Raw genomic sequence first — 24,146 nt, 5'->3', positions numbered from 1 at the left:
GCGGCGACGGTCGATTCGGGCATGAGCGCCGCTCGCCGCGCCTCGACAGCGGTCCGCCGTCGCCGCGAGCGGCGCGTTCGCCTCCCGGTTCCGCCGCGTGGCGCGTAGCCACGCATCCATCCTTCTCCCCACCGCACCCGCCGGCGGACCGATCGCACCGAGTTTAAGACGGCAGTCCGATATCCACGAGTATGAGCGAACACGAATCCGCCGACTCCGGCGACGACGACCAGGAGTTGGGGATCACGAAGTCGAAGGAGTACGAGACCGGCGAGTGGTACGCCGAGGTCGTCAAGAAGGCCGGCCTCGCGAACTACGCGCCCGAGGGGATGTCCGGGTTCATCATCACCCGCCCCCGCGGGTACGCGCTGTGGGAGCGCCTGCAGGGCTTTCTCGACGCGAAGTTCAAGGACACCGGGGTGCAGAACGCCTACTTCCCGCTGTTCATCCCCGAGTCGTACCTGGAAGCCGAGAAGGACATCGTCGAGGGCTTCGACCCCGAGGTCGCGTGGGTGACCCACGGCGGCCACGACGAGCTGGAGGAACGGCTCGCCGTCCGGCCCACCTCCGAGTCGATCATCACGCCCTACATCAGCCAGTGGGTGCGAAGCCACCGCGACCTCCCCCTCCGCGTGAACCAGTGGTGCTCGGTCGTTCGCTGGGAGGCGACGGAGACGAAGCCGTTCTTCCGCACGAAGGAGTTCCTCTGGCAGGAGGGCCACACCGCACACGCCGACCGCGACGGCGCCTGGGGCGAGACGATGACGCGCCTCGACCAGTACGAGTCGGTGTACGAGGACTTCCTCGCGATCCCCGTCCTCCGCGGACAGAAGCCCGACCACGACAAGTTCCCCGGCGCGGACACGACGACGACCGTCGAGGCGCTCATGCCCGACGGCAAGTCCGTGCAGGGCGGCACCTCCCACTACCTCGGGACGAGCTTCGCGGAGGCGTTCGACATCACCTACTCCGACGAGGACGAGGCCGAGCGCCACGCGCACACGACCTCGTGGGGGCTGTCCTGGCGCGCGCTGGGCGCGCTGATCATGACCCACTCCGACGACCAGGGGCTCGTCCTTCCCCCCACCGTCGCGCCCACCCAGGTCGCGATCGTGCCCATCTGGCAGGAGGAGACGAAAGACGAGGTGCTCGAGTACGCCGAGGGCGTCGCCGACGAGCTGGAGGTGGCGGGGATCCGCGTCGAGCTCGACGACCGCGACACGCGCAACCCCGGCTTCAAGTTCAACGAACACGAGCTCAACGGGATCCCCGTTCGCTTCGAGATCGGCCCCTACGAGGTCGAGGACGACGAGGTCACGGTCGTCCATCGCCCCGACGGCGAGCAGTCGACCGTCGACCGCGAGGGGATCGCGGAGACGACTCGCGATCACCTCGACGAGGTGTACGCGAAGCTGTACGCCGCCGCCGAGGAGAACCTGGAGGGCGAGGTGCGCGAGGCCGACTCGCGCGACGAGATCCTCGGCACCATCGGCCAGCACGGCGGCTACGTGAAGGCGCCCTGGTGCGGCGACGAGGACTGCGAGGGCGAGATCAAAGACCAGATCGCCGCCGAGATCGTGATGGTCCCCTTCGAGGAGGACGACGACCGCCACGGCACCGACCACGACGACACCTGCGCGGTCTGTGACGACGACGCGACGCGAACGGCGTACTTCGCGAAGTCGTACTGACCGCCGGAGTCGCACTGACTGCCGGAGTCGCACTGCCCGTCCGCCCGAGTCGTCGCGACCGGCCCGACCACCAGTTCTCCGAACGACAACTCGAATTCGAGTCACAGCGTGCCGTCCCGCGATCGGATCGTTCACGGTCGTCCGAGAGGATACTGTCACCCTATATCATCCTAATATGCCAATAACACACCCTTAGCCGTTTAGGGTCAACCCTTTACCCGGGACGCGAGAACCGGCATCCATGACTGAGCCGGACGCGTCGGCGCGCGTCGGGGGCCTGGCGGACCCCAGTGACGAGCGCTCGAACTGTGGTGTGGGGGCCGTCGTCGACCTCGACGGCGGGCGATCACACGAAGTAGTATCGGACGCACTCGACCTGCTGGAGAACCTGGAACACCGGGGCACGACGGGCGCGGAACAGAACACCGGCGACGGCGCCGGCATCATGGTCGAACGGCCCGACGAGTTCTTCGAGGCCGTCGTCGGCGACCTCCCCGAGACGTACGCGGTGGGGTCGGTGTTCATGCCGACCGACGACGACGCTCGCGAGGACCTGGCGGCGCTGTTCGAGTCGACGCTCGCGGAGTACGACCTGGACGTACTCGCGTGGCGCGACGTGCCGACGGACGCCGCCGGCGCCGATCTGGGCCAGACGGCGCTCGACTCGGAGCCGGACGTGTGGCAGGCGTTCGTCGCGCCCGACGACGACGCCGACCTCGACGATGAGACGTTCGACCGACGGCTGTACGTCGCCCGCCGCGACCTCGAGTCGGCCGCGGAGGACCTCGCCGGCGAGCGCTTCTACGTCTGCTCGCTCGACCGCCGACGCGTCGTCTACAAGGGGCTGTTGAAGGCCGACCAGATCGACGCCTACTACCCCGACCTGCGCGACGACCGGCTCACGTCGGGGGTCGCGCTGGTGCACGCGCGCTTCTCGACGAACACGCTCGGCGCGTGGCACCTCGCACACCCGTACCGCAACATCGTCCACAACGGCGAGTTCAACACCATTCAGGGGAACGTCAACTGGATGCGCGCCCGGCAGTCGGACCTCGCCGACGGCGGCTTCACCGACGAGGAGCTCGACGCCGTTCGACCGATCATCTCGGACCCCAACCAGTCGGACACCGCCTCCGTCGACGAGACGCTCGATCTGCTCCTCCACGGCGGCCGCGACCTCCCGCACGCGCTGCGGATGATGATCCCGGAGGCCTACCGCAAGGACGACGCGATGAGCGAGGCCCGTCGGGACTTCTACGACTACCACGCCTCGCTGGTCGAACCGTGGGACGGCCCCGCGCTGGTCATCGGCTTCGACGGCGACCGCGTCGCGGGCGTGCTCGACCGCAACGGGCTCCGACCGTGCCGTTACGACGTGACGACCGACAACCGCCTCGTGATGGGTAGCGAGGTCGGCGCGCTCGAACACGACCCCAGCGAGGTCCGCGAGCGCGGCCGCCTCCGCCCGGGCGAGACGTTCGTCGCCGACCGCAGCGAGGGCCGCGTCCTCGACGACGAGGAGGTGTTCGCCGACCTCACCGACGAGAAGTACGGCGAGTGGGTCGACGCCGAGCAGCGCGACCTCGCCGAGGTCACCGCCGACGCGGACCCGTCGCCCGGGACGGGCCCGGACGACAACCTCCGGAGCAAACAGGCGGCCTTCGGCTACACCACCGACCAACTGAACCACCTCATCGGCCCGATGGCCGAGCAGGGGAAGGATCCGGTCGGCTCGATGGGCGACGACACGCCCCTCTCGGTCCTCTCGGAGTTCGACCGCCCGCTGTTTACCTACTTCAAGCAGCTGTTCGCGCAGGTGTCGAACCCGCCGATCGACTACATCCGCGAGGAGCTGGTCACCTCCCTCGAAACGCGGCTCGGCCCCCAGCGCAACCTCCTGGGCGAGACCCCGGAACACGCCCGGCAGGTCGTCAACGACTCGCCGGTCCTGACCGAGGAGGAAACCGAGACGCTGCGGGACTTGGAGACGGCGACCGACGGCGATCTCACGTCGGTGACGCTCGATATGACGTTCGACCCCGAGGACGACCTCCGGACGGCCGTCGAGGACCTGCGCGCGGCCGCCGCCGACGCGGTCCGCGACGGCGCCGACGTGGTCGTCCTCTCGGACCGCGACATGGGCCCCGATCGGATGCACGTGCCGAGCCTGCTGGCGACCGGCGCGGTCCACCACCACCTCGTGCGCGAGGGGCTGCGCGCCCGCGCCGGCCTGGTCGTCGAGTCGGGCGACCCGCGCGAGGTCCACCACGTGGCGTGTCTCGTCGGCTACGGTGCCGGCGCGGTGTGTCCGTACCTCGCGTACGACACCGTCCGCGACATCGTCGCGGGCCCCGACGGCGCCGACGAGGAGGAGTCGCTGTCGGCCTACCGCGACGCCTTGGAGATGGGCCTGCTGAAGACGATGGCGAAGATGGGCATCTCGACGGCCGAGTCCTACCAGGGCGCGCAGATCTTCGAGGCGGTCGGCCTCGACTCCGACCTGGTGCGCGAGTACTTCGAGGGCACCGAGATCCGGACCGAGGGGATCGGCCTCCCGGAGATCGAGTCGGACCTCCGCGAGCGCTACGAGGTCGGCTTCGGCAAGGACCCCGAACTGGAGACGCAAGGGGAGTACGAGAACCGGTCGTCTGGAATCAAACACGGCTGGAACCCCCACTCGGTGAACGCGCTCCACACCGCCGTCCGCGAGGGCGACCGCGAGGCGTGGAACGAGTTCGCCGCCCAGGTGAACGACCCCGACGAGCCCGCTGAACTCCGGAACCTGCTGGACATCGACAACGACCGCGAGTCGATCCCGGTCGAGGAGGTCGAGGCCGTCGGCGACATCGCCGAGCGCTTCTCGACGGCCGCGATGAGCCTCGGGAGCCTCTCGCCCGAGCAACACGAGAACAACGCGATCGCGATGAACCGCCTGGGCGCGAAGTCCAACACGGGCGAGGGCGGCGAGCCCCCCGAGCGCTTCGACACCGAGCGCAACTGCAGCGTGAAGCAGGTCGCCTCCGGCCGCTTCGGGGTCACCTCGAACTACCTCGCGAACGCCGAGGAGATCCAGATCAAGATGGCCCAGGGCTCCAAGCCCGGCGAGGGCGGCCACCTCCCCGGCGCGAAGGTGAACGAGTACATCGCCCACGTGCGCTACTCGACGCCCGGCGTCGGGCTCATCTCGCCGCCGCCGCTGCACGACATCTACTCCATCGAGGACCTCAAGCAGCTCATCTACGACCTGAAGGCGGCCAACCCCGAGGCCGACATCAACGTGAAGCTCGTGTCGGAGGCCGGCATCGGCACCATCGCCGCCGGCGTCGCCAAGGCTGAGGCGGACGTGGTCCACATCTCGGGCCACTCCGGCGGCACGGGCGCCTCGCCGAAGACCTCGATCAAGAACGCCGGCCTGCCGTGGGAGCTCGGCGTCGCGGAGGCGAACCAGATGCTCCGGGCGACCGGCCTGCGCGACCGGATCACCGTCTCCGCGGACGGCGGGCTGAAGACCGGCCGCGACGTGGCCGTCGCCGCGCTGCTGGGCGCCGAGGAGTTCGCGTTCGGGACCGCCGCGCTCGTCTCCTCGGGCTGCGTAATGGCCCGGCAGTGCCACCAGAACACCTGCCCAGTGGGCGTCGCCACCCAGCGCGAGGACCTCCGGGACCGGTTCCCCGGCGAGCCCGAGCACGTCATCAACTACATGCAGTTCATCGCCCAGGAGCTGCGCGAGATCATGGCCGACCTCGGGTTCGCGACCGTCGACGAGATGGTCGGCCGGGTCGAGTGCCTCTCCCAGCGGGAGATCGACCACCCGAAGGCGAAGAAGCTCGACCTGTCGGCGCTCATCGCCGAGCCGAACGACGACGGCCCGCGCCACAAGGTGCGCGAGCAGGACCACCCCGACCTCGCGGAGGCGCTCGACTGGGAGCTGCTCGACGAACTCGGTGACAGCGTCGAGTCGGGCGAGCCGGCCGCACTCGCCGCGGATGTGGACAACACCGACCGCGCGGTCGGCGCCACGCTGTCGAACCGCATCTCGGAGGCCCACGGCGAGGACGGTCTCCCCGCGGGCACGCTCGATCTGGACTTCCGCGGCGAGGCGGGACAATCGTTCGGCGCGTTCCTCGCGGCGGGCGTGGACGCCCACCTCGTCGGCGCCGCGAACGACTACGTCGGCAAGGGCCTGTCGGGCGGCACGGTCGTCGTCCAGACGCCCGAGGACGCCGCCTTCGAACCCGACGAGAACGTCCTCGTCGGCAACGTCGCGCTGTACGGCGCCACCGACGGCGAGGCGTACGTCAACGGCGTCGCCGGCGAGCGCTTCGCCGTGCGCAACTCCGGCGTGAAGGCGGTCGTCGAGGGCGTCGGCGACCACGGCTGCGAGTACATGACCGGCGGCGTCGTCGCGGTGCTGGGCGAGGTCGGCCGCAACTTCGCCGCGGGGATGTCCGGCGGCGTCGCGTACGTCCACGACCCCGACGACGAACTCGCGGCGAAGACGAACCACGGAATGGTGAGCCTCTCGGCGGAGCTGACCGACCAGGACGAGGCGATGCTGCGCCGCCTGGTCGAGAACCATCTCGCGCGCACCGGCAGCGACCGCGCGCGCGAACTGCTCGACGACTGGGAGTCGGTCGTCGGCGAGTTCACCCGGGTGCTGCCCGACGCTTACGCGGAGGTCATCGCGGAGGGTCGCGGCGACGACGTGCGCGAACAGCTCCCCGACGCCGCCGAGGGCGGCGCCGCGACCGCGGAGTTCGGCGCGGGCGTCGCGAGCGACGATTAGGCCGGTCCGGCTTCCCGGGTGAAACCGTTCCCCGCGGACTACGACCGAGCCCTCGCCGGGATCCCCGATGCGACTTTCCCGTCCTCGGGAGAATCTATCCGCATGGACGCTTCGATCGGGCCGGGAGCAGAATCGATCAGACCGCATGTGTTCGTGTATCCGTTGGCCGTCTGGGTCGCGATGGCGACGATCGCCGTCGCTAACGGCGTTCTTCGAGAGACCGTCCTCGTTCCCCGCGTCGGCGAGTACACGGGGCACGTAGCGAGCACCGCGGCGTTGGTCGCCGCGATACTCCTCTTCTCGTTCGCCTACTTCTCGTGGACGCCGATCGACTACACGCGGGCGGAACTCCTCCTCATCGGGATCGTCTGGACGGCGTTCACCGTCGGCTTCGAGTTCGTCGTCGGGCACGTCGAAGGGACGCCGGTCTCGGTCACCCTCGGCCAGTACGACGTGCTCGCAGGACAAGTCTGGATCGCCGTCCCGATCGCGCTGCTCGTCTCCCCGCCGCTGTTCGGCTGGTACCTCTCCCCGTGACGGGTCGATAGCGGCACGCCCGCCGCGTCCTGACACCGAGACAAGACCGAACTTAACCCGGATGCCGACCAAGCCCGCCCATGGACAGCCTCAATCGCATGGCGGTGGAGCTGGTCGACGAGGCGCTCGACTTCGCCGACGAACTCAACATCGCCGGCTACGAGCTCGATTCCGGCGCGACCGTCGTCGACTTCGGCGTCGAGGCCGACGGCGGCCTCGAGGCCGGCCTCCTCCTCGCAGAGATCCAGACGGCGGGGCTCGCGACCCTGCAGACGCGGATGGGCCGCGTCGACGACTCGCCGACGCCGTACGTGGAGCTGACGACGGATCACCCGGGGATCGCGCTGCTCGGGTGCCAGAAGGCCGGCTGGGAACTGGAGACGGAGCACTTCTCCGGCCTCGGCTCCGGCCCGGCCCGCGCGCTCGTGGGCGAGGAGCGCGAGTTCCAGGCGCTGGGGTACTACGACGAGTTCGACCTCACGGTCCTGTGCGTCGAGAGCGCCACGCTCCCCGACGACGAGGTCGTCGAGCACGTCGCGGAGAAGGCGAACGTGAACGAGCAGGCCGTCTTCCTTCCGACGACGGCCCTCGGCTCCACAGCGGGGAGCGTGACGGCGGCGGCGCGCGCGGCCGAACTCGCGGTCTTCCGCCTGTTCGAGCTGGGGTACGACCCCGAGCACGTCAAGTCTGTGGCCGGATCGGCGCCGGTGGCGCCAGTCAGCTACGACGAGACCGAGGCGATGGGCCGGACGAACGACGCGCTCGCGTACGGCGGCGAGGTCCACCTCACCGTCGCGGAGGAGTTCGACCGCTTCGACGAGGTGCCCTCCAACGCGGCCGACGAGCACGGCCGCCCGTTCGCGGACGTGTTCGCCGACGCCGACTACGACTTCTACGAGCTCGACGAGTCGGTGTTCGCGCCCGCCGAGGTCACCGTCGACGTGCTCGACGGCCCGACGTACGCGCTCGGCGAGACCCGCGAGGACCTGCTCGCGGAGTCCTTCGACTACCAGTGACCCGCCGCCGGCGATGAAGTTCAAACTCGTCCCGGAGGCGCCCGAGGCGCTCGGGTTCGTCGCCGACGCGCAGGCCGCGGTGCCGCTCGTCCCCGGCAGCGAGGACGACTGCTGTGCCAGGCTGATGCGACGGCTGGGGCTCCGCTCGCGCGACGTGGCCCGGACGTGGCTCACGTTCCTCCGGGCGCTCGATCTCGCCGAGGAGACCGAGGACGGGTTCAAGCGACTCCGGGCGGACCCGACGCCGGCGTACCTGCGCGAGCAGTTCCTCACTGGCGTGTACGGCGCCGGCGACGTGGCCGACGCGCTCCTCGCGGCCGACGCGGAGGGGAAGAGCGATCCCGATAGGGAGAGCGATCCCGACGAGGCGAACGGCCTCGCCGCGGACGAGGCGTTCGCGGTGTTCGTCGACCGCGTCCCGAACTGGGAGCGGTACCGGACGGACGACTGGGAGTCGGTGTGGCGCGAGCGCGTCGAGCGTCACCTCGCGTGGTTCGTGCTGCTCGATCTCGCCGAGAGACGCGGCGACGCATACGCCGCGACCGATCGGCTTCGCGAATTGCGCGAGCGCGCGGACAACGATGGGTGAGGACAGGAACCAGCCGAGGCTCGCGCCCCCGTTGGCCGAGGCCGCGGCCGTGACGTTCGACCTCGACGACACGCTCGTCTCCTACCGTCGCTCGCCGGGGGAGGTGCTGTCGGCGGCCTTCGACGCCGTCGGCGTCGACCCAGCGTTCCCGGTGGAGGCCTACTACGACCGCTTCGCCGAGTTCAACGACCGGACCGGCACGATGGCGGACCTCCGGGCGGAATGCTTCGCGGCGCTCTGTGCGGACCGCGGTCGCGACCCGGACCTCGGACGGGCGGTGGCGGCGGCGTTCGCCGACGAGCGCGACCACGCGAACGTGTCGTGGCGGCCGGGCGCGCGCGATCTGCTGGAGGCGCTCGACGCCCGCGGCGTTCCCTACGCCGTCGTCACCAACGGCCCGCCGGACGCACAGGCCGAGAAAGCGCGCGCGGTCGGCCTGGAGGACCGCGCCGTCGACGTGGTGTTCGCCGGCCACGACGCGCCCGCGAAACCCGCCGTCGAGGCGTTCGAGGTCGGGGTGTCGGCGCTCGGCGTCGACGCCGCGGACGCGGTCCACGTCGGCGACTCCCCGGAGTCGGACGCCGAGGGCGCGCTCGCGGCGGGGATGGGCGCCGTGCTCGTCGGCGACCGTGAGCCGACGCCCGAGGGCGCGGTGCGGGTGCCGTCGCTGGCGGACCTCGTTCACTGAGGCGCAGATCCGACAGCCGCCTCACTCGTCGGCGTACTCGACGCCCGTAACGGTGCCGACGCCCTTGCTCCGGCCCTCCCGGAAGACGAATCGCTGGCCCTCCTCGACGAGGTACGGCTGGAACTTGAAGCGCACCTCGGTCTCGCCGGTGTCACCCGGGAGCAGCCGGCCGCCGTCCGGGTGGAAGACCGCCGCCTCGCTGACGGTCTCCAGGTGGACGACCGGTTCGTACCCCTCCTGGATCCGGGTGGGGTGGTTGAGCACCATCACCTCGGCGTCGAACGAGCGGACCGGGCGCGGGTCGGCCTCCCGCGGCACCAGCGCCATCCCGCGCTCGACCGCGGACTCCTTCACGCCCTTGAGCGCGATGCCGACGATGCGGCCCGCGCGCGCCTTGTCGACGCGGTGGTAGTGCATCTCGATCGAGCGCACCTCCACCTCGCGGAAAGAGCCGTCGGGCATCGGCCCGAGCAGGAGCTCGTCGCCCGCCTCCACCTCGCCCGAGCGGATCGTGCCGGAGGCGACCGCGCCGACGCCCTTCACGTCGTACGAGCGGTCGACGTACATCCGGAAGTCGCCGTCGGCGTCGTCCTCGCGTTTGGGGAGGTGCTCCAGCATCCGGTCGAGTTCGCCCAGCCCCTCCCGCGTCACCGCCGAGGTGAGCAACACGGGCACGATCCCGTCGCCGATCTCCTCGACGGCGGTCGCGACGCCGTGGCGCTCCACCAGCAGTGGGGTCTTGCCCACGTCCCGGAGCATCGACTCGACCTCGCGCTCGACCTCCAGCACGCGCTCCTCGGGCGGCGCGTCGACCTTGGTGATCGCGACGATCGTGGGGAGCTCCATCGCGAGCAGGATGCCGAGGTGCTCGCGGGTCGTCTTGGTCGGCCCGTCGTCGGCGGCGACCGTCAGGAGCCCGTAATCGAGCTTCTGGCCGACGAGCCCGCGGATCGTCGTTCTGAGCCACGGCTCGTGGCCGACGGTGTCGACGAACGAGACGAGCCGGTCGGCCTCCTCGACCACCCGCGCGCGGTCGGTCTTGCGGTCGGGGTTGTCCATGCGGACCGCCCCCTCGTCGTCGAAGCCGTAGACGCCGTAACTGAGGTCCGCCGAGAGGCCGCGGTCCATCTCGTGGGGCTGCACGTCGAGATACGAGCGGGTGCCGCCCTCGCCGTCGTCGGCCTGCCCGGTGACGAGCGTGCCGACGAGCGTCGACTTGCCGTGGTCGACGTGGCCCGCCGTCCCGACGACGATGTGGTCGTCGTCGGCCTCGAAGGCGGCGCCCTCGCGGATCGTCGCCAGTCCCACGAGTCCGCCTTCGGCCTCGCCGTCGCCGGCGGCCCACGTCTCCACCTCGTGGATGTGGGCGTCGGCCTCCTCCGCGAGCAGGGAGAGCACGTCCATCGACTCCGAGAAGGCCGTCGGCGCGATGCCGGCGATCCCCCCGTCGTCGGTGACGCCGATCACGTACAGCGCCTCGCCGTCGCCCGAGAGCACCCGGTGGCGAAGCTGCGCGGCCAGCGACTCCATGCGGCCCTCCGCGAGATGGACCTCCCGCGTGAGGCGGGTCTTGAACTCGACGTTCCCGCCCTCCTCCTCGCCGCGCTCGATGGTCCGTGTGAGCACGGCCCGGTCAGCGCCCATGACCGACGGGTAGCGGTGGGCGGGTATAACGGTTTTCACGTGTGTGCCACCCAATGGCACAATAGCGGCGGGGAGAGCGACCGGCCGAGCGCGTCAGTCGCCCTTCAGGGTCTCGTATGCGCGGTTCACCCGCTTGAACTCCTCCTCGTCGCCGCCGGAGTCCGGGTGCGTCTCCTTCACGCGGTCGCGGTAGGCGGCCTTCACCTCCGACCCGGAGGCGTCGGCGTCGACGCCGAGCGTTCGGCGCGCGTCGCCGGGCGGCATCCCCGAGTTGGCGTTCATCGCGGGGCCGCCCGTCGGCCCGCGACCGCGCGTTCGCGCGCCCCGCCCGTCGGCGCCGCGGGGGCCCACGCGGCCGCCGTCGCCCATCCGGGCGCGGGCCTCGCGGGCGAACCGGGAGTCGCCGCCGGGCGCGCCCTCGCCCGCTCCCCGGGCCGACCGCCGACCGGCCGCGCGCGAGCGCATGTCCTCCTTCAGCCGGCCGGACGCCTGATACCAGAGGAAGTAGGCGGCCGCGCCGGTCGGGAGCGCCGCGAGGAACACGAACGGCGAGTACGCGATGCCCAACATCGCGAGGGTGGCCGTCAGGCCGGCGAGCACGGCGGCGATCCCGAGCAGGAGCACGTCGCGGTCCACACCCGTGATCGGCGACGCCGAACCGTAAACCCCTCGCCGCCGGTTGTCGTCGGTCGACGCCGCGTCCGTGTCGCCGGGAGATCGCCGTCGGGTTCGTCTCGCCGGAGCGTCCAAGACGGTGGGGACCGACGATCCGACACGGGAATCACCATGAGCGTCACGGGACTCTGTCAGATCTGCGAGCGCGAGACGGCGTCGCACACGTGCCCGGGATGCGGCGCGGTCGTCTGCGACGATCACTGGGACGGCGAGCGTCGGCTCTGTGCCGACTGTGCCGCCGGGGCGAACGCGTAGCCGATCACCGACCGGCCGACCGGCCACCTGCGACGCGGCGAAGTCAGTCCCGGTACCGGTTCAGCCGATCGCGCAGCCGTTTGGCCGCCTGTCCCGACGCCTTCGCGAAGTCCTCGCCGGCGTCTTCTCCGGCGAAGATGATCCCCCGCGAAGAGTTGACGAGGCCGACGCCGTCAGCGAGGCCGTGCTCGACGGCCGCCTCGGTGTCGCCGCCCTGCGCCCCGACGCCGGGGACGAGGAACGGGAGGTCCGGGACCTCGCCGCGAAGCTCCTCCAGCTCCGCGGGCGCGGTCGCGCCGACGACGAGCCCCACGTTGCCGCGTTCGTTCCACAGGTCCGCGAGGGCGGCGACGCGGCGGTACAGTGGCTCGCCCGACGCGAGCTCCAGGTCCTGCAGGTCGGACCCGCCGGGGTTGGAGGTGCGACAGAGGACGAACACGCCCTTGTCGGCCTTCGAGAGGAACGGCTCCAGCGAGTCGCGGCCCATGTACGGGTTCGCGGTGATCGCGTCGACGTGCTCCAGCAGCTCGGCGTACTTCCGGGCCGTGTTGCCGATGTCGCCCCGCTTGGCGTCCAGCAGGACGGGCACGTCCTTGCCGTGGGCATACGCGACCGTCTCGCGGAGGCTGCGCCAGCCGTCGGCGTCCTCGTAGAAGGCGGCGTTGGGCTTGTAGCAGGCGGCGTACTCGTGGGTCGCGTCGATGATCCGGCGGTTGAACGCCCACCGCGGGAGGTCCTTCTCCAGCAGGTGTTCGGGGATCCGGTCGAGGTCGGCGTCCAGCCCTACGGAGACGACTGTGTCCTCGCGGTCGATGCGCTCGCGCAGCGTCTCGAAGAAGGCGTTGAACTCGGGCATTGCCGACGGTTCGGCGGCCGGCGAATAATGGTTCCCGGTTCGTGCGGCTCGGCTCGGCCGGTCGGATGCGTCGGGCTGGGCGGGTCCGGGCGTCAGTCGCCGCCCTCGCCCGGGTGGGGTGCGCCCGCCGCAGCCGTGCTCGGCAGCACCCATCGCGGCACCGCGCGCGTGAGCACGACCATCCAGGCCAACTCCACGAGCGTTTGGGTCACGACGACCGCGGGCGCCAGCGCGTAGCGATCGGGCAGCGCCAGCGCCAACGGGAGGACGACCAACGAGTTGCGCGTGACGGCGGTGAACACGAGCGCGCGACCCTCGCCCAGGTCGAGGTCGAACGCCTCGGCGGCGACCCGGCCGACCGCGACCATCACCAGCGGGAACGCGACGTAGATGGGGACGACCGCCGCGACCTGATCGAGCGACGCGCGGACGCGGGGAAGCTGCGAGGCGATCACGACGAACAGCGTCAGCGCCATCATCGGCACCGGAAGGGTTCCGAGGGCGGTTTCCGCGCGCTGCCCCGTCTCCGAGCGCTCGGCCCACGCCTCCGTCACCCACGCGAGCGTCAGCGGCGCCGCGATCAGCGTCGCGAACGCCTCGAGGAACGGCTCCACCTCGACGACGGCCGCGGCGGCGGGGCCGGCGAACAGCCACAGGTAGACGGGCAGCAGCGCGAACTGGGCCAGCAGCAACACCGGCGTCGTCGCGGTGAGCTGTTCGGCGTCGCCCCCGGCGATCCCGGTGAAGGCGATGACGTAGTCGATACACGGCGTCAACAGGACAAACAGCGCGCCGACGAGGACGACCGGGTCGCCCGCGATCGGCCGGGTGAGCACCCACGCGACGATTGGGACGACGAGGAAGTTCGTCGCCAGCGCCGCCGCCACGAACCGGCCGTTCGTGAACGCGCGGCGCAGCCTGACGAACGGGATCTCGAGGAACGTGACGTACAGCAACACCGCCAAGACGGGATCGATCGCCCGATCCAGTCCCGTTACAGCGCCGGGCCGTCCGACCGCGGCGGCGACCGCGCACGCGACGGCGACGGCATACACCGCGATCTGGTTCCGACTCAGCCACGCTGTGACGGTCACGATTGTCTCGGGGATGGACCCTGCGTCCGGAATACGTTCCGATCGGGGGAGGAACCGGGATCAGTCGTCCGCCGGCGAAGCCGGGTCGGTCGGTGCATCCGGATCGTTCGGCGCCCCGGGTCCCGCGGGCGTTCCGGCTCCGCCGGATGCTCCCGGGTCCTCGGGCGACACGCGCGCCAGCCGGCTCGCGTTCGCGGTGACGCCGACGGTCATGCCCGCGTCGCCGGCGAGAACCGCGAACCAGATGGGGACGAGGCCGAAGGGGACCGCCGCGGCGAGGACGGCCTTCGCCGCCAGGCTGGTCCAGACGTTCTGGCGGATGACGGCGTTCGCGCGCTCGGCGAGCGTCCGAAGGTACGGCAGCGTCGAGAGGTCGTCCGCCAGCAGCGCCACGTCCGCGGTTTCGAGGGCGGTGTCGGTGCCGGCTGCGCCCATCGCGATTCCGACCGTGGCGGTCGCCAGCGCGGGCGCGTCGTTGACGCCGTCGCCGACCATCGCGACGCCGTCGCGCTCGGCGAGCAGCTCCTCGACGGCGGCGACCTTCTCGTCCGGGAGCAGCTCGGCGCGCACGTCGTCGACGCCGACCTCGCGACCGACCGCGCGGGCGGTGCGCTCGTTGTCGCCGGTGAGCATCACGGTGTGCACGCCCGCCTCGCCCAGGCGCTCGACGGTTCGACGGGCCTCCGGTCGAACCTCGTCGGCGACGGCGATGACGCCCTCCAGGTCCTCCTCCGTGCCGACGAGCACGACCGTCTTCCCCTCGGCCTGGAGTTCGGGGACCGTGTCCGAGAGCAGGTCGAGGCAGTTGTTCCGCTCGCAGATGGCGCGGGAAGTGCGGGTGACGACCCCGCCGTCGGTGGCGGCGTGGACGTGCGAGAGGTCGAAGCCCAGATCCGAGAACAGCCCGGGCTTGCCCGCGTAGTGGGGCGTGCCGTCGAGCGTCGCGGTCACGCCCTTGCCGGTGACAGACTCGAAGTCGTCGACCGCGCGGTCGTCGACGCCGGCCGCGTCGGCCCGGTCGACGATGGCGTCGCCGATGGGATGTTCCGACCGGAGTTCGAGGCCGCGGGCACAGCGGAGCACGTCGTCCTCGCTGTTGTCGCCCAGCGGGATCACGTCGGTGACGGTGAGTTCGCCCTTCGTCAGGGTGCCCGTCTTGTCGAACGCGACCGCGTCCACGTCGCCCATCGCCTCCAGGTGGGTGCCGCCCTTGATCAACACGCCGTTGCGGGCGGCGGAAGTGATGCCGGAGACGACCGTGACGGGCGTCGAGATCACGAACGCGCACGGGCACGCGAGCACGAGCAGCGTGAGCCCGTAGAGGACGTAGGTGTCCCACGCCGCGCCGACGGCCAGCGGCGGGCCGAGCGCGACGACGAGCGCGAACGCGACGACGACGGGCGTGTAGTAGCTCGCGAAGCGCTCGACGAACTGCTCGCGCTCGGACCGCTCGCCCTGGGCGGCCTCCACCATGTCGACGACCTGCGAGAGGGTGTCCTCGCCCGCCTCGGTCGTGACCTCCACTTCGAGGTAGCCGCCCTCGACGATGGTACCCGCGAACACCTCGTCGCCGGGGGCCTTGTCGACGGGGACGGACTCGCCGGTGACGGGCGCCTGGTTCACCGCGCTGGCGCCGTCGGTGACGGTTCCGTCGCGGGGAACGCGTTCGCCCGGCCGTACGACGACGGTCTCGCCCACCTCGACCGCGTCGGCGGGGACGACCTCCTCGGTTCCGTTTCTGACGACGGTCGCCTCCGTCGGCGACAGCTCCATCAGCTCGCGCAGGGAGTCGCGCGCGCGGTCCATCGCCGCCCCCTCCAGCAGCTCGGAGACGGAGAACAGCGTCGTCAGCGTCGCCGCCTCGAAGTACAGCGGCTCGTCGAAGCCGATCCCGGCTGCGACGGCGCCGAGGATGGCGACGCTCATCAGCAGGTCGATGTCGAGGCTTCGCTGGCGCAGCGAGTAGTAGCCGTTGCGGAAGACGGCGACGCCGCCGACGGCGACGGCCGCGAGGTACGCGAGGTCGCCGATGCGAACCGCGCGGCCGAGGAGGTCGACCGTCGGGCCGGCGCCCGCGGGCGCCAGCGGGTTCGCGAGCACGAGGCCGAGGCCGGTGAACAGCGCCGCGAGGTACGTCGCGTACGCGCGACGGCTCCGCCAGACCGACCGTTCCTCACCGTCGCCCCCCGCGGCCTCGCCGTCCCCGTCCATCGACGTGGAGACGACCTCGTAGCCGGCGGACTCGACGGCCGAGGTCAGCGCCGCCAGCGTCGTCGCCCCGGGATCGAATCGGAGGAGCACCGTCCCCGCGGTCGGCCGAGTGTCGATGTCGCGAACGCCGTCGACGGTCTCCAGCGCGCCCGAGACCTTCCCGGCGCAGGAGGCGCAGTCCATCTCCGGTACCGACAGCGTCACCGATTCGAGCTCGTCCTCGACGGCGTAGCCGGCCGACTCGACGGCCGCGGCGACCGCGTCGCGGTCGATCGAACCGTCGGTCGCGACCGACAGCGTTCCGGTGGTCGGATACGGGTCGATCTCGACGACCCCGTCGACACCGGAGACGCTCCGCTCGACTTTCGCCGCACAGGAGGCGCAGTCCATGTCGGGGACCGAGAGGGTGAACTCGTCGCCGTCGCGGACCGCGGCGGGGGCGTCGTCGCCGTGAGCGCGGTCATGTGTGCGGTCGTGTGCGTTGTCGTCCGCCGTCCGGTCGTGGTCCGGCGGGATCGACCGGTCGCCGGGGCGGTCGGGGCCGCCGTCGGCGTCTTCGTGAGTCATCTCGACTCCGACTAGCCGCTCGTCGGTTATTAAGTCGACTGCTAAAAGTCGGGTTGTGGCTGCTCGTTTCTAGTATCGATCGGCGTTTGAGTTATTAATCCGGGTCGGTCCGAGCGGGACGGCCGAGTTCGCGCTCGACGGCGTCGACCTTCTCGCGTGCGCGCTGGTCGCGGGTTCGCTTGTCGTCGATCTTGAGGAACGTGGAGACGCGGTCGCCGTCGACGGCGTTGTGCGCGGCCGTCGCGGCGGCCATCACCTCCTCGATCTCGTCGGCCTCGATCACGGTGCCCATGGGGTTCGTCTCGTAGTCCACGTCGAACTCGTCGAGCGCGTCGACGGCGTCGGCGACCGCTCCCGCCATGCTCCCCTCGACGACCGGCGCGACGCTCAACATCGCGATGACGGTCATACCGAACCAACGGCGGCCGAACGCAAATCGGTTTTCCCGTCCCACGGGCGGGGCGCTTCCCGGTGCGGTCCACGGCGCGGTTCGGAGCGCGGTCCGCGGCGGCAACGGGAACACACAACACCGCCGCGGTCGTTCGAGGATCCGTGTACGTGAGCCATCCAGTCAGGCGGATGCGCGAGGACCCCCTTCCGGACGAGTCGGCGACGCTGGTCGTCGAACTCGGCGACCGCGACGCCGACGGCTTTCGTGAGGCGGTCGGGGCGCTCGGCGGCGAGGTGACGGCGGCCCTCCAGTACGACTCCTATCGAGTGGTCCTGCCCCAGGATGCGGTCGACGACCTCTGTTCGTTCGACGGACTCGCGCTCGTCGAGACGGCCGACGCCGTCGGCTACGGCGGGGACGCCGGCGAGGACGTCGAGGGCGCGAGCGGGGACATCGACGACGCGAACGGGGACGCCGAGTGAGGGACGGGCGGACCGGTGGGGCTACGCCGGGAGGTTCGAGACGTATGCCGTCAGATCTGTCGTCGAGACGACGCCGACGACGCCGCTCTCGCCGTCGGTGACGGGCATGTGGTGGAACCGGTGCTCCAGCATCGTCGCGGCCACGTCCGCCAGCGAGTCGCCGGGGTCGGCGGTGACCAGGTTCGTGCTCATGTACTCGGAGACCGGGGTCTGGTCCTTCGGTTGTCGCTCGGCGACGATCTGCACGAAGTCGGTGTTCGTGAGGATCCCGCGGAGGGTCCCGTCGTCGTCGACGACGATCACCGAGCCGATCCCGCGCTCCATCATCCCCTTCGCCGCCTCCTCGACCAGCGTGTCGGGGGTGACGGTGTAGAGGCTCTCGGACATCACCTGCGCGACGAAGACATCGTCTAGATCGTCCATCGGTACTCGGGGATGCGCCGGGGGTGGAATAAGCGTTGGCCCCGCGGGCGATCGCGTGGCACGCGATCGTAAGCGACTCGCGAGACTGCGTCTCGCTCGTCGGGTGGTCGCGACAGAACTGCACTGGCTGGGATTTGAACCACGGTCGTTCCGCTCACTCCGTTCGCTCCACTCCCTGATTCACAATCCCAGCGAGGAGAGACACAGCCGGCGGAACTCGCGAGGCGTCGCCTCGCGAGTTCGGTCGCCGGCGGAGAACTGCACTGGCTGGGATTTGAACCCAGGTTGTGACCATGGCAAGGTCACGTGATACCACTACACTACCAGTGCGTACCTGCATCCGGGCGCCGTCTGTGGCTTTCTCCCGGTGCGCATTCACCACTAACGGCAGGGTTGTATATAAATCCGTTCCTCCGACGGCGCCGTGCGGGAACGTCTCGTGGGGTGCGATCGCACCCGTGTGACGGTGACTGGTACGGGAGTGGTTACCACGTGAAACGCCCGCGGACGGGTGTGTGACGCCGTGTCTACGGGGGCGCGAGTCAATACCCTTTTACCTCGCGGCTGAGGATCAACGGAGTACAGTCCGGTGCAGCGACAATGAACGGAACGACGCTCGACGTGCTCGTTCCGTCGTCGCTCGTCCGGGAGGCCGAGGACGGCCGCGAGGCCACGCGAAAACTCGGTTACGTCGCCCGCGCGGCGACGGTCTTCCGGGCGGACCGGTTGGTCGTCTTCCCGGACCGGGAAGGCGAACGCCGCAGAGGCGGCGAGTACGTCCGAACCGTGCTGGAGTACTGCGCGACCCCCGCCTACCTCCGTCGGGAGGTGTGGGGGAAACGCGAGGAACTCCGGCACGCCGGCGTGCTCCCGCCGATGCGGCCCGCTCGCTCCGGCCCCGACGGGTCGGAACTACGAGAGGGAATCGTGACCGAGGTCGGACCTGAAGGCCGCGTTCGGGTCAATTGCGGAACGCAACACCCGATCTCCCTGCACGCGTCTCCCGGACGGGAGTACGTGGAGGGGGAGCGCGTCACCGTCAGGGTCTCTTCGAGAGAACCGGTCCGTGCCCGCCTCACCGACGACCCCGCACCGGGGTTTCGGGTGACGGGCGCGGCCTTGGAGGACGCCCTCGCCGACGCCGAACTCGCCGTCGCCACGTCGCGACACGGACGCGAACTGTCCGTGTCCGGCCTGGCCGACGTGCGTGCACGCATGCGCGACACACACGTCGCCGTCGCGTTCGGCTCGCCCGGCAGGGGGCTCCCGGCCATCCTCGGCATGGACACCGAGGATGTCCCGGTCGACCCCGACGCCACGGACGGCTCGGGGTTCGACCTCTGGCTGAACGCGATTCCGCGACAGGGCAGCGAGGTGGTGCGGACCGAAGAGGCGATCTTCGCCGCGCTCTCGCCGCTCACACTCACGGAGTAAGCCAAACACAATGCCACAACCAAGCAGACCACGCAAGGGTTCGCTGGGCTTCGGCCCGCGCAAGCGCGCGAGCAGCGAAGTCCCCCGCATCCGCTCGTGGCCCGAGGACGACGGCGCGGCCGGCGTCCAGGGCTTCGCGGGCTACAAGGCGGGCATGACCCACGTCGTCATGGTGAACGACGAATCCGACTCCCCGCGCGAGGGGATGGAGGAGTCCGTTCCCGTGACGGTCGTGGAGGTGCCCCCCATGCGGGCGGCCGCCCTGCGAGCCTACGAGGACACGCCGTACGGACAGAAGCCGGTCACCGAAGTGTGGGCCACCGAGTTCCACGAGGAGCTCGACCGCACGCTCGACCTGCCGGCGGAGAACACCTTCGAGGAGGACGCCGAGGAGCTGCGCGAGCTGGTCGACGACGGCGTCGTCGACGACCTCCGGTTCATCACCCACACCGAGCCGGCCGCGCTCTCGAACGTCCCCAAGAAGAAGCCCGACGTGATGGAGACCCGTGTCGGCGGCGGCTCCCTCGGGGAGCGCCTCGACTACGGGCTCGACCTGCTGGAGGACGGCGGCGAACACGAGTTCGGCGACGTCTTCCGTGCGGGCGAGTACACCGACGTCTCCGGCGTCACGAAGGGGAAGGGCACCCAGGGCCCCGTCAAGCGCTGGGGCGTCCAGAAGCGGAAGGGCAAGCACGCGCGACAGGGCTGGCGGCGCCGGATCGGTAACCTCGGCCCGTGGAACCCCTCGCGCGTTCGCTCGACCGTGCCCCAGCAGGGACAGACCGGCTACCACCAGCGCACGGAGCTCAACAAGCGGCTCATCGACTTCGGCGAGGGCGACGACGCCTCCGTCGAGGGCGGCTTCAAGGGCTACGGCGAGGTGGACGGCCACTACGCGCTCGTGAAGGGCTCGCTGCCGGGTCCCTCCAAGCGCCTCCTGCGGTTCCGCCCGGCCATCCGGCCGAACGACCAGCCGCGCCTCGACCCCGAGGTGCGCTACGTCTCCACCGCATCGAACCAAGGATAATGAACACAACAGTACGCGACCTGAACGGCGACGAGAGCGGGGAGATCGACCTCCCCGGCGTCTTCGAGACGGAGTTCCGCTCGGACCTGATCCGGCGGGCCGTCGTCGCCGCGCAGGCAAACCGGAAACAGGCGTACGGCGCCGACGAGTTCGCCGGCCTCCGCACACCCGCGGAGTCGTTCGGCTCCGGCCGCGGTATGGCCCACGTGCCCCGACAGAACGGGCAGGGTCGCCGCGTCCCGCAGACCGTCAAGGGTCGCAAGGCCCACCCGCCGAAGGCCGAGAAGGACCAGACCAAGAAGGTGAACGACAAGGAGCGCAAGCTCGCGACGCGGTCGGCCATCGCGGCCACCGCCGACGCCGAGCTGGTCGCCGAGCGCGGCCACGCCTTCGACGAGGACACCGAGCTCCCGCTCGTCGTCTCCGACGAGTTCGAGGACCTCGTGAAGACGAAGGAGGTCGTCTCCTTCCTCGAGGCCGTCGGAATCGCCGACGACATCGAGCGCGCCGACGAGGGGCGCTCGATCCGCGCCGGCCGCGGCACGACCCGCGGGCGAAAGACCCAGGAGCCGAAGTCGGTCCTGTTCGTCACCAGCGAGGAGCCGTCGAAGGCGGCGCGCAACCTCGCCGGCGCCGACGTGGCGACCGGCCGCGAGGTGAGCGTCGAGGACCTTGCGCCCGGCACCCACGCCGGTCGCCTGACGGTCTTCACCGAGAGCGCGCTGGAGGAGGTGGCCGAGCGATGAGTTCGGTCATCCACCACCCGCTCGTCACCGAGAAGGCGATGGACGAGATGGACTTCCAGAACAAGCTCCAGTTCATCGTCGACGTGGACGCCGCCAAACCCGAGATCGCCGAGGCCGTCGCCGCGCAGTTCGACGTCGGCGTCGAGTCGGTCCGGACGCAGGTGACCCCGCAGGGGAAGAAGAAGGCGACCGTCGAACTCGACGAGGACAGCGACGCACAGGAAGTCGCCTCCCGGATCGGGGTGTTCTGATAATGGGACGTAGAATTCAGGGACAACGACGCGGTCGCGGCAGCTCGACGTTCCGAGCCCCGTCGCACCGCTACAAGTCGGACAAACAGCACAAGAAGATCGCGGAGGACGAGGCGGACACCGTCCACGGCGAGGTCGTCGGCATCGAGCACGACCCCGCCCGCTCGGCCCCGCTCGCGGACGTCGAGTTCGAGGACGGCGACCGCCGTCTCGTGCTCGCGCCCGAGGGCATCACGGTCGGCGAGACGCTGTCGGTCGGCGTCTCCGCGGAGATCAAGCCCGGCAACACGCTCCCCATCGCGGAGATCCCCGAGGGGGTGCCGGTGTGCAACGTCGAGTCCAAGCCCGGCGACGGCGGCAAGTTCGCCCGCGCCTCGGGCGTCAACGCGACGCTGCTCACCCACGACCGCGACGTGGCGGTCGTCCAGCTCCCCTCCGGGGAGGTCAAGCGGCTCAACCCCGACTGTCGCGCGACCATCGGCGTGGTCGCGGGCGGCGGTCGCACGGAGAAGCCGTTCGTGAAGGCCGGAAAGAAGCACCACAAGATGCGGAGTCGCGGGACGAAGTACCCGCGCGTCCGTGGCGTCGCGATGAACGCCGTCGACCACCCGTTCGGTGGCGGCGGCCGCCAGCACCCCGGACAGCCGAAGTCCGTCTCGCGGAACGCTCCGCCGGGCCGGAAGGTCGGCGACATCGCCTCCAAGCGGACGGGCCGCGGAGGGAACAACTAAACCATGAGTTCGGAATACCGCACCGGTCGCGAGGGTGAGTTCACCTACCGCGGCCACACGCTCGACGAGCTGCAGGCAATGGAGCTCGACGAGGTCAAAGCACTGCTTCCCGCCCGCGCGCGGCGAACCATCGACCGAGGACTCGGTATCCAGCAGCAGAAGCTGCTGGAGAGCGCCGAGGACGCCACGGAAGAGGAGACGGCGAACGACCCGATCCGGACGCACGTCCGGGACATGCCGATCCTGCCGTCGTTCGTCGGCCTCACGTTCGAGGTGTACGACGGAAGTCACTTCGAGCGCGTCAGGGTGGAGCCCGAGATGATCGGGCACTACCTGGGCGAGTTCAACCTGACTCGCAATTCCGTGGAACACGGTCAGGCCGGCATCGGCGCGACCCGGTCCTCGAAGTTCGTGCCCCTCAAGTAACAATGGGAATCAGCTACAGCGTCGACGCCGACCCGGAGACCACCGCCAAGGGGATGCTCCGCGAGCGGCAGATCAGCTTCAAGCACAGCAAGGCCATCGCCCGCGAACTGAAGGGCGAGACGGTCGCCGACGCCGAGGAGTACCTGCATGCGGTCATCGACGGGGAGCGCTCCGTCCCGTTCCGCAAGCACAACTCCGGCGTCGGTCACCGTTCGGACATCGACGGCTGGGACGCCGGTCGCTACCCCGAGAAGGCCTCCAAGGACTTCCTGAAGCTCCTTGAGAACGTCAAACACAACGCCGACGAGCAGGGGTTCGACGGCGAGTCGATGACGATCAAACACGTCGCCGCCCACAAGGTCGGCGAGCAGCAGGGCCGCAAGCCCCGAGCGATGGGTCGCGCAAGCGCCTGGAACACCCCGCAAGTGGACGTCGAAATGATCATCGAGGAGGACGAGTAACATGGCGGACGAGCACCAGTTCATCGAGGACGGGCTCCAGCGGAGCCAGATCAACGAGTTCTTCGAGGACGAGCTCGGTCGCGCCGGCTACGGCGGGATGGAGGTCGCGAAGACGCCCATGGGCACCCAGATCGTGCTCAAGGCCGAGAAGCCCGGCATGGTGATCGGCAAGGGCGGGAAGAACATCCGCAAGGTGACCACCGAGCTCGAGGAGCGCTTCGACATGGACGACCCGCAGATCGACGTGCAGGAGGTCGACGAACCCGACCTCAACGCGAAGATCGTCGCGGACCGTCTCGCGAACGCCCTCGAGCGCGGCTGGTACTTCCGCCGCGCGGGCCACACGACCATCGACCGGATCATGGACGCGGGCGCGCTGGGCGCCGAGATCGTCCTCTCCGGGAAGGTCACGGGCGCCCGCTCGCGCGTGGAGAAGTTCAACCGCGGCTACATCAAGCACAACGGCGAACCCGCCGAGGACGTCGTCGACGAGGGCCAGGGCGTCGCGGTCATGAAGCTCGGCACCATCGGCGTCACCGTCAAGATCATCCCGCCGGGCGCTGAGCTGCCCGACGACTTCGAGATCGCCGAGGACGCCGACGCGCCCGAGGTCGAGCAGGCGGCCGCGTCCGACGAGGGCGTCGAGGACCTGCTGGCCGACGTGGACGACGAGGAGGTCCCGGAGGCCGACGAGGGCGAGGGCGACTTCGAGGAGCCGGAGATCCCCGAGGGCGAGCCCGAGGAGGTCATCGACGAGGAGGTCGTCGAGGAGGTCATCGAGGCCGACGAGACCGCCGACGGCGACGCGGCCGAGACGGCCGAGCCCGAAGAGGAGGAGCCCGAGCTCGACGACCTCGACGAGGACGTCGAGGCCGAGGCCGAGGACCTCGTCGCGGAGATGGAAGACGAGGAAGCCGACGCGGACGACGGGGAGGAGGAGTAACCGATGGCGATCCTCCACACCCAGGAGATCCGCGACATGACGCCCGCCGAGCGCGAGGCCGAGCTGGAGGAGCTCGAGACCGAGCTCCTCAACGCGAAGGCCGTGCAGGCGGCCGGCGGCGCCCCGGAGAACCCGGGTCGCGTCGGCGAGCTGAAGCGCACGATCGCGCGGATCAAGACGATCCAGCGCGAGGAAGGCGACCTGGACGACACCGACGAATAA

Annotated in this window: 24 protein-coding genes and 1 tRNA gene; 17 read left to right on the top strand and 8 right to left on the bottom strand. The window is 70.3% G+C overall.

Features of this window, described 5'->3' with window-relative positions:
* The first annotated feature begins 191 nt into the window (after positions 1-191).
* From proS to K6T50_RS14660, 6 genes are all read left to right on the top strand, one after another.
* The gene (gene proS / locus K6T50_RS14685) at positions 192-1,691 is read left to right on the top strand and encodes a proline--tRNA ligase (RefSeq protein WP_222607310.1); all 1,500 of its coding nucleotides are present in this window, start codon (positions 192-194) and stop codon (positions 1,689-1,691) included.
* Between the two features lie 241 nt (positions 1,692-1,932).
* Positions 1,933-6,477, top strand: a complete 4,545-nt coding sequence (gene gltB / locus K6T50_RS14680; protein ID WP_222607309.1) for a glutamate synthase large subunit — start codon at positions 1,933-1,935, stop codon at positions 6,475-6,477.
* A gap of 102 nt (positions 6,478-6,579) precedes the next feature.
* Positions 6,580-7,014, top strand: coding sequence for a hypothetical protein (locus K6T50_RS14675; RefSeq protein WP_222607308.1), 435 nt, complete (start codon positions 6,580-6,582; stop codon positions 7,012-7,014).
* A gap of 80 nt (positions 7,015-7,094) precedes the next feature.
* Positions 7,095-8,030: a methenyltetrahydromethanopterin cyclohydrolase gene (gene mch / locus K6T50_RS14670; protein ID WP_222607307.1), complete on the top strand. Its 936-nt coding sequence runs from the start codon at positions 7,095-7,097 to the stop codon at positions 8,028-8,030.
* A 13-nt stretch (positions 8,031-8,043) separates the two neighbouring features.
* The gene (locus K6T50_RS14665; protein ID WP_222607306.1) at positions 8,044-8,619 is read left to right on the top strand and encodes a double winged helix-containing putative transcriptional regulator; all 576 of its coding nucleotides are present in this window, start codon (positions 8,044-8,046) and stop codon (positions 8,617-8,619) included.
* Positions 8,612-9,307, top strand: a complete 696-nt coding sequence (locus K6T50_RS14660) for an HAD family hydrolase (RefSeq protein WP_222607305.1) — start codon at positions 8,612-8,614, stop codon at positions 9,305-9,307. Before K6T50_RS14665 ends, K6T50_RS14660 begins: the two co-directional genes overlap by 8 nt.
* A gap of 21 nt (positions 9,308-9,328) precedes the next feature.
* Here K6T50_RS14660 and K6T50_RS14655 read toward each other — a convergent pair whose 3' ends face one another.
* Together K6T50_RS14655 and K6T50_RS14650 are read right to left on the bottom strand one after the other, a co-directional pair.
* Positions 9,329-10,951 carry a GTPBP1 family GTP-binding protein gene (locus K6T50_RS14655; RefSeq protein WP_222607304.1) on the bottom strand — a complete coding sequence of 541 codons (1,623 nt, stop codon included), beginning with the start codon at positions 10,949-10,951 and terminating at the stop codon, positions 9,329-9,331.
* A 93-nt stretch (positions 10,952-11,044) separates the two neighbouring features.
* On the bottom strand, positions 11,045-11,587 hold the full coding sequence (locus tag K6T50_RS14650; protein WP_222607303.1) for a J domain-containing protein: 543 nt from the start codon (positions 11,585-11,587) through the stop codon (positions 11,045-11,047).
* Between the two features lie 150 nt (positions 11,588-11,737).
* Between K6T50_RS14650 and K6T50_RS14645 the strand changes: the two genes are divergently transcribed.
* Positions 11,738-11,881: a hypothetical protein gene (locus K6T50_RS14645; RefSeq protein ID WP_222607302.1), complete on the top strand. Its 144-nt coding sequence runs from the start codon at positions 11,738-11,740 to the stop codon at positions 11,879-11,881.
* A gap of 43 nt (positions 11,882-11,924) precedes the next feature.
* On the opposite strand, the gene pyrF is transcribed toward K6T50_RS14645, so the two are convergent.
* From pyrF to K6T50_RS14625, 4 genes are all read right to left on the bottom strand, one after another.
* Complete coding sequence (pyrF, locus tag K6T50_RS14640) at positions 11,925-12,737, bottom strand: orotidine-5'-phosphate decarboxylase (RefSeq protein WP_222607301.1); 813 nt, start codon at positions 12,735-12,737, stop codon at positions 11,925-11,927.
* A 92-nt stretch (positions 12,738-12,829) separates the two neighbouring features.
* Positions 12,830-13,831 carry an arsenic resistance protein gene (locus K6T50_RS14635; protein WP_222607300.1) on the bottom strand — a complete coding sequence of 334 codons (1,002 nt, stop codon included), beginning with the start codon at positions 13,829-13,831 and terminating at the stop codon, positions 12,830-12,832.
* Between the two features lie 60 nt (positions 13,832-13,891).
* A complete protein-coding gene (locus K6T50_RS14630) occupies positions 13,892-16,609 on the bottom strand; it encodes a heavy metal translocating P-type ATPase (RefSeq protein WP_222607299.1) in 2,718 nt (905 codons plus the stop codon).
* Between the two features lie 94 nt (positions 16,610-16,703).
* On the bottom strand, positions 16,704-17,018 hold the full coding sequence (locus tag K6T50_RS14625; protein WP_222607298.1) for an MTH1187 family thiamine-binding protein: 315 nt from the start codon (positions 17,016-17,018) through the stop codon (positions 16,704-16,706).
* 149 nt (positions 17,019-17,167) lie between these two features.
* Between K6T50_RS14625 and K6T50_RS14620 the strand changes: the two genes are divergently transcribed.
* A complete protein-coding gene (locus K6T50_RS14620) occupies positions 17,168-17,482 on the top strand; it encodes a hypothetical protein (protein WP_222607297.1) in 315 nt (104 codons plus the stop codon).
* 21 nt (positions 17,483-17,503) lie between these two features.
* Here the strand turns inward: K6T50_RS14620 and K6T50_RS14615 are convergent, their stop codons facing one another.
* Positions 17,504-17,905, bottom strand: coding sequence for a CBS domain-containing protein (locus tag K6T50_RS14615; RefSeq protein ID WP_222607296.1), 402 nt, complete (start codon positions 17,903-17,905; stop codon positions 17,504-17,506).
* A 259-nt stretch (positions 17,906-18,164) separates the two neighbouring features.
* Positions 18,165-18,235: transfer RNA gene (locus K6T50_RS14610), tRNA-Gly, on the bottom strand.
* Between the two features lie 270 nt (positions 18,236-18,505).
* Between K6T50_RS14610 and K6T50_RS14605 the strand changes: the two genes are divergently transcribed.
* Genes K6T50_RS14605 through rpmC form a run of 9 tightly spaced genes read left to right on the top strand, consistent with a single transcriptional unit; the run spans position 18,506 to position 24,146 of the window.
* Positions 18,506-19,339, top strand: a complete 834-nt coding sequence (locus K6T50_RS14605) for a putative RNA uridine N3 methyltransferase (protein WP_222607295.1) — start codon at positions 18,506-18,508, stop codon at positions 19,337-19,339.
* Between the two features lie 10 nt (positions 19,340-19,349).
* Positions 19,350-20,366 carry a 50S ribosomal protein L3 gene (locus K6T50_RS14600; protein ID WP_222607294.1) on the top strand — a complete coding sequence of 339 codons (1,017 nt, stop codon included), beginning with the start codon at positions 19,350-19,352 and terminating at the stop codon, positions 20,364-20,366.
* A complete protein-coding gene (rpl4p, locus tag K6T50_RS14595; RefSeq protein ID WP_222607293.1) occupies positions 20,366-21,112 on the top strand; it encodes a 50S ribosomal protein L4 in 747 nt (248 codons plus the stop codon). Before K6T50_RS14600 ends, rpl4p begins: the two co-directional genes overlap by 1 nt.
* The gene (locus tag K6T50_RS14590; RefSeq protein WP_222607292.1) at positions 21,109-21,363 is read left to right on the top strand and encodes a 50S ribosomal protein L23; all 255 of its coding nucleotides are present in this window, start codon (positions 21,109-21,111) and stop codon (positions 21,361-21,363) included. Before rpl4p ends, K6T50_RS14590 begins: the two co-directional genes overlap by 4 nt.
* 2 nt (positions 21,364-21,365) lie before the next feature.
* Positions 21,366-22,094, top strand: a complete 729-nt coding sequence (locus tag K6T50_RS14585) for a 50S ribosomal protein L2 (protein WP_222607291.1) — start codon at positions 21,366-21,368, stop codon at positions 22,092-22,094.
* A 3-nt stretch (positions 22,095-22,097) separates the two neighbouring features.
* Entirely contained in the window at positions 22,098-22,520 is a 423-nt protein-coding gene (locus K6T50_RS14580) for a 30S ribosomal protein S19 (protein WP_222607290.1), read from the top strand.
* A 2-nt stretch (positions 22,521-22,522) separates the two neighbouring features.
* Positions 22,523-22,981 (top strand): 50S ribosomal protein L22, encoded by a 459-nt coding sequence (locus tag K6T50_RS14575; RefSeq protein WP_222607289.1) that lies wholly within the window; start codon positions 22,523-22,525, stop codon positions 22,979-22,981.
* Position 22,982: 1 nt separating this feature from the next.
* The gene (locus K6T50_RS14570; RefSeq protein WP_222607288.1) at positions 22,983-23,924 is read left to right on the top strand and encodes a 30S ribosomal protein S3; all 942 of its coding nucleotides are present in this window, start codon (positions 22,983-22,985) and stop codon (positions 23,922-23,924) included.
* 3 nt (positions 23,925-23,927) lie between these two features.
* Positions 23,928-24,146 (top strand): 50S ribosomal protein L29, encoded by a 219-nt coding sequence (gene rpmC, locus K6T50_RS14565; protein ID WP_222607287.1) that lies wholly within the window; start codon positions 23,928-23,930, stop codon positions 24,144-24,146.

This window comes from Halobaculum magnesiiphilum (genome assembly GCF_019823105.1).
Classification (GTDB): domain Archaea; phylum Halobacteriota; class Halobacteria; order Halobacteriales; family Haloferacaceae; genus Halobaculum; species Halobaculum magnesiiphilum.
The sequence above is the reverse complement of the archived record's forward strand: the minus strand, read 5'-3'. Positions and strand labels throughout refer to the sequence as shown.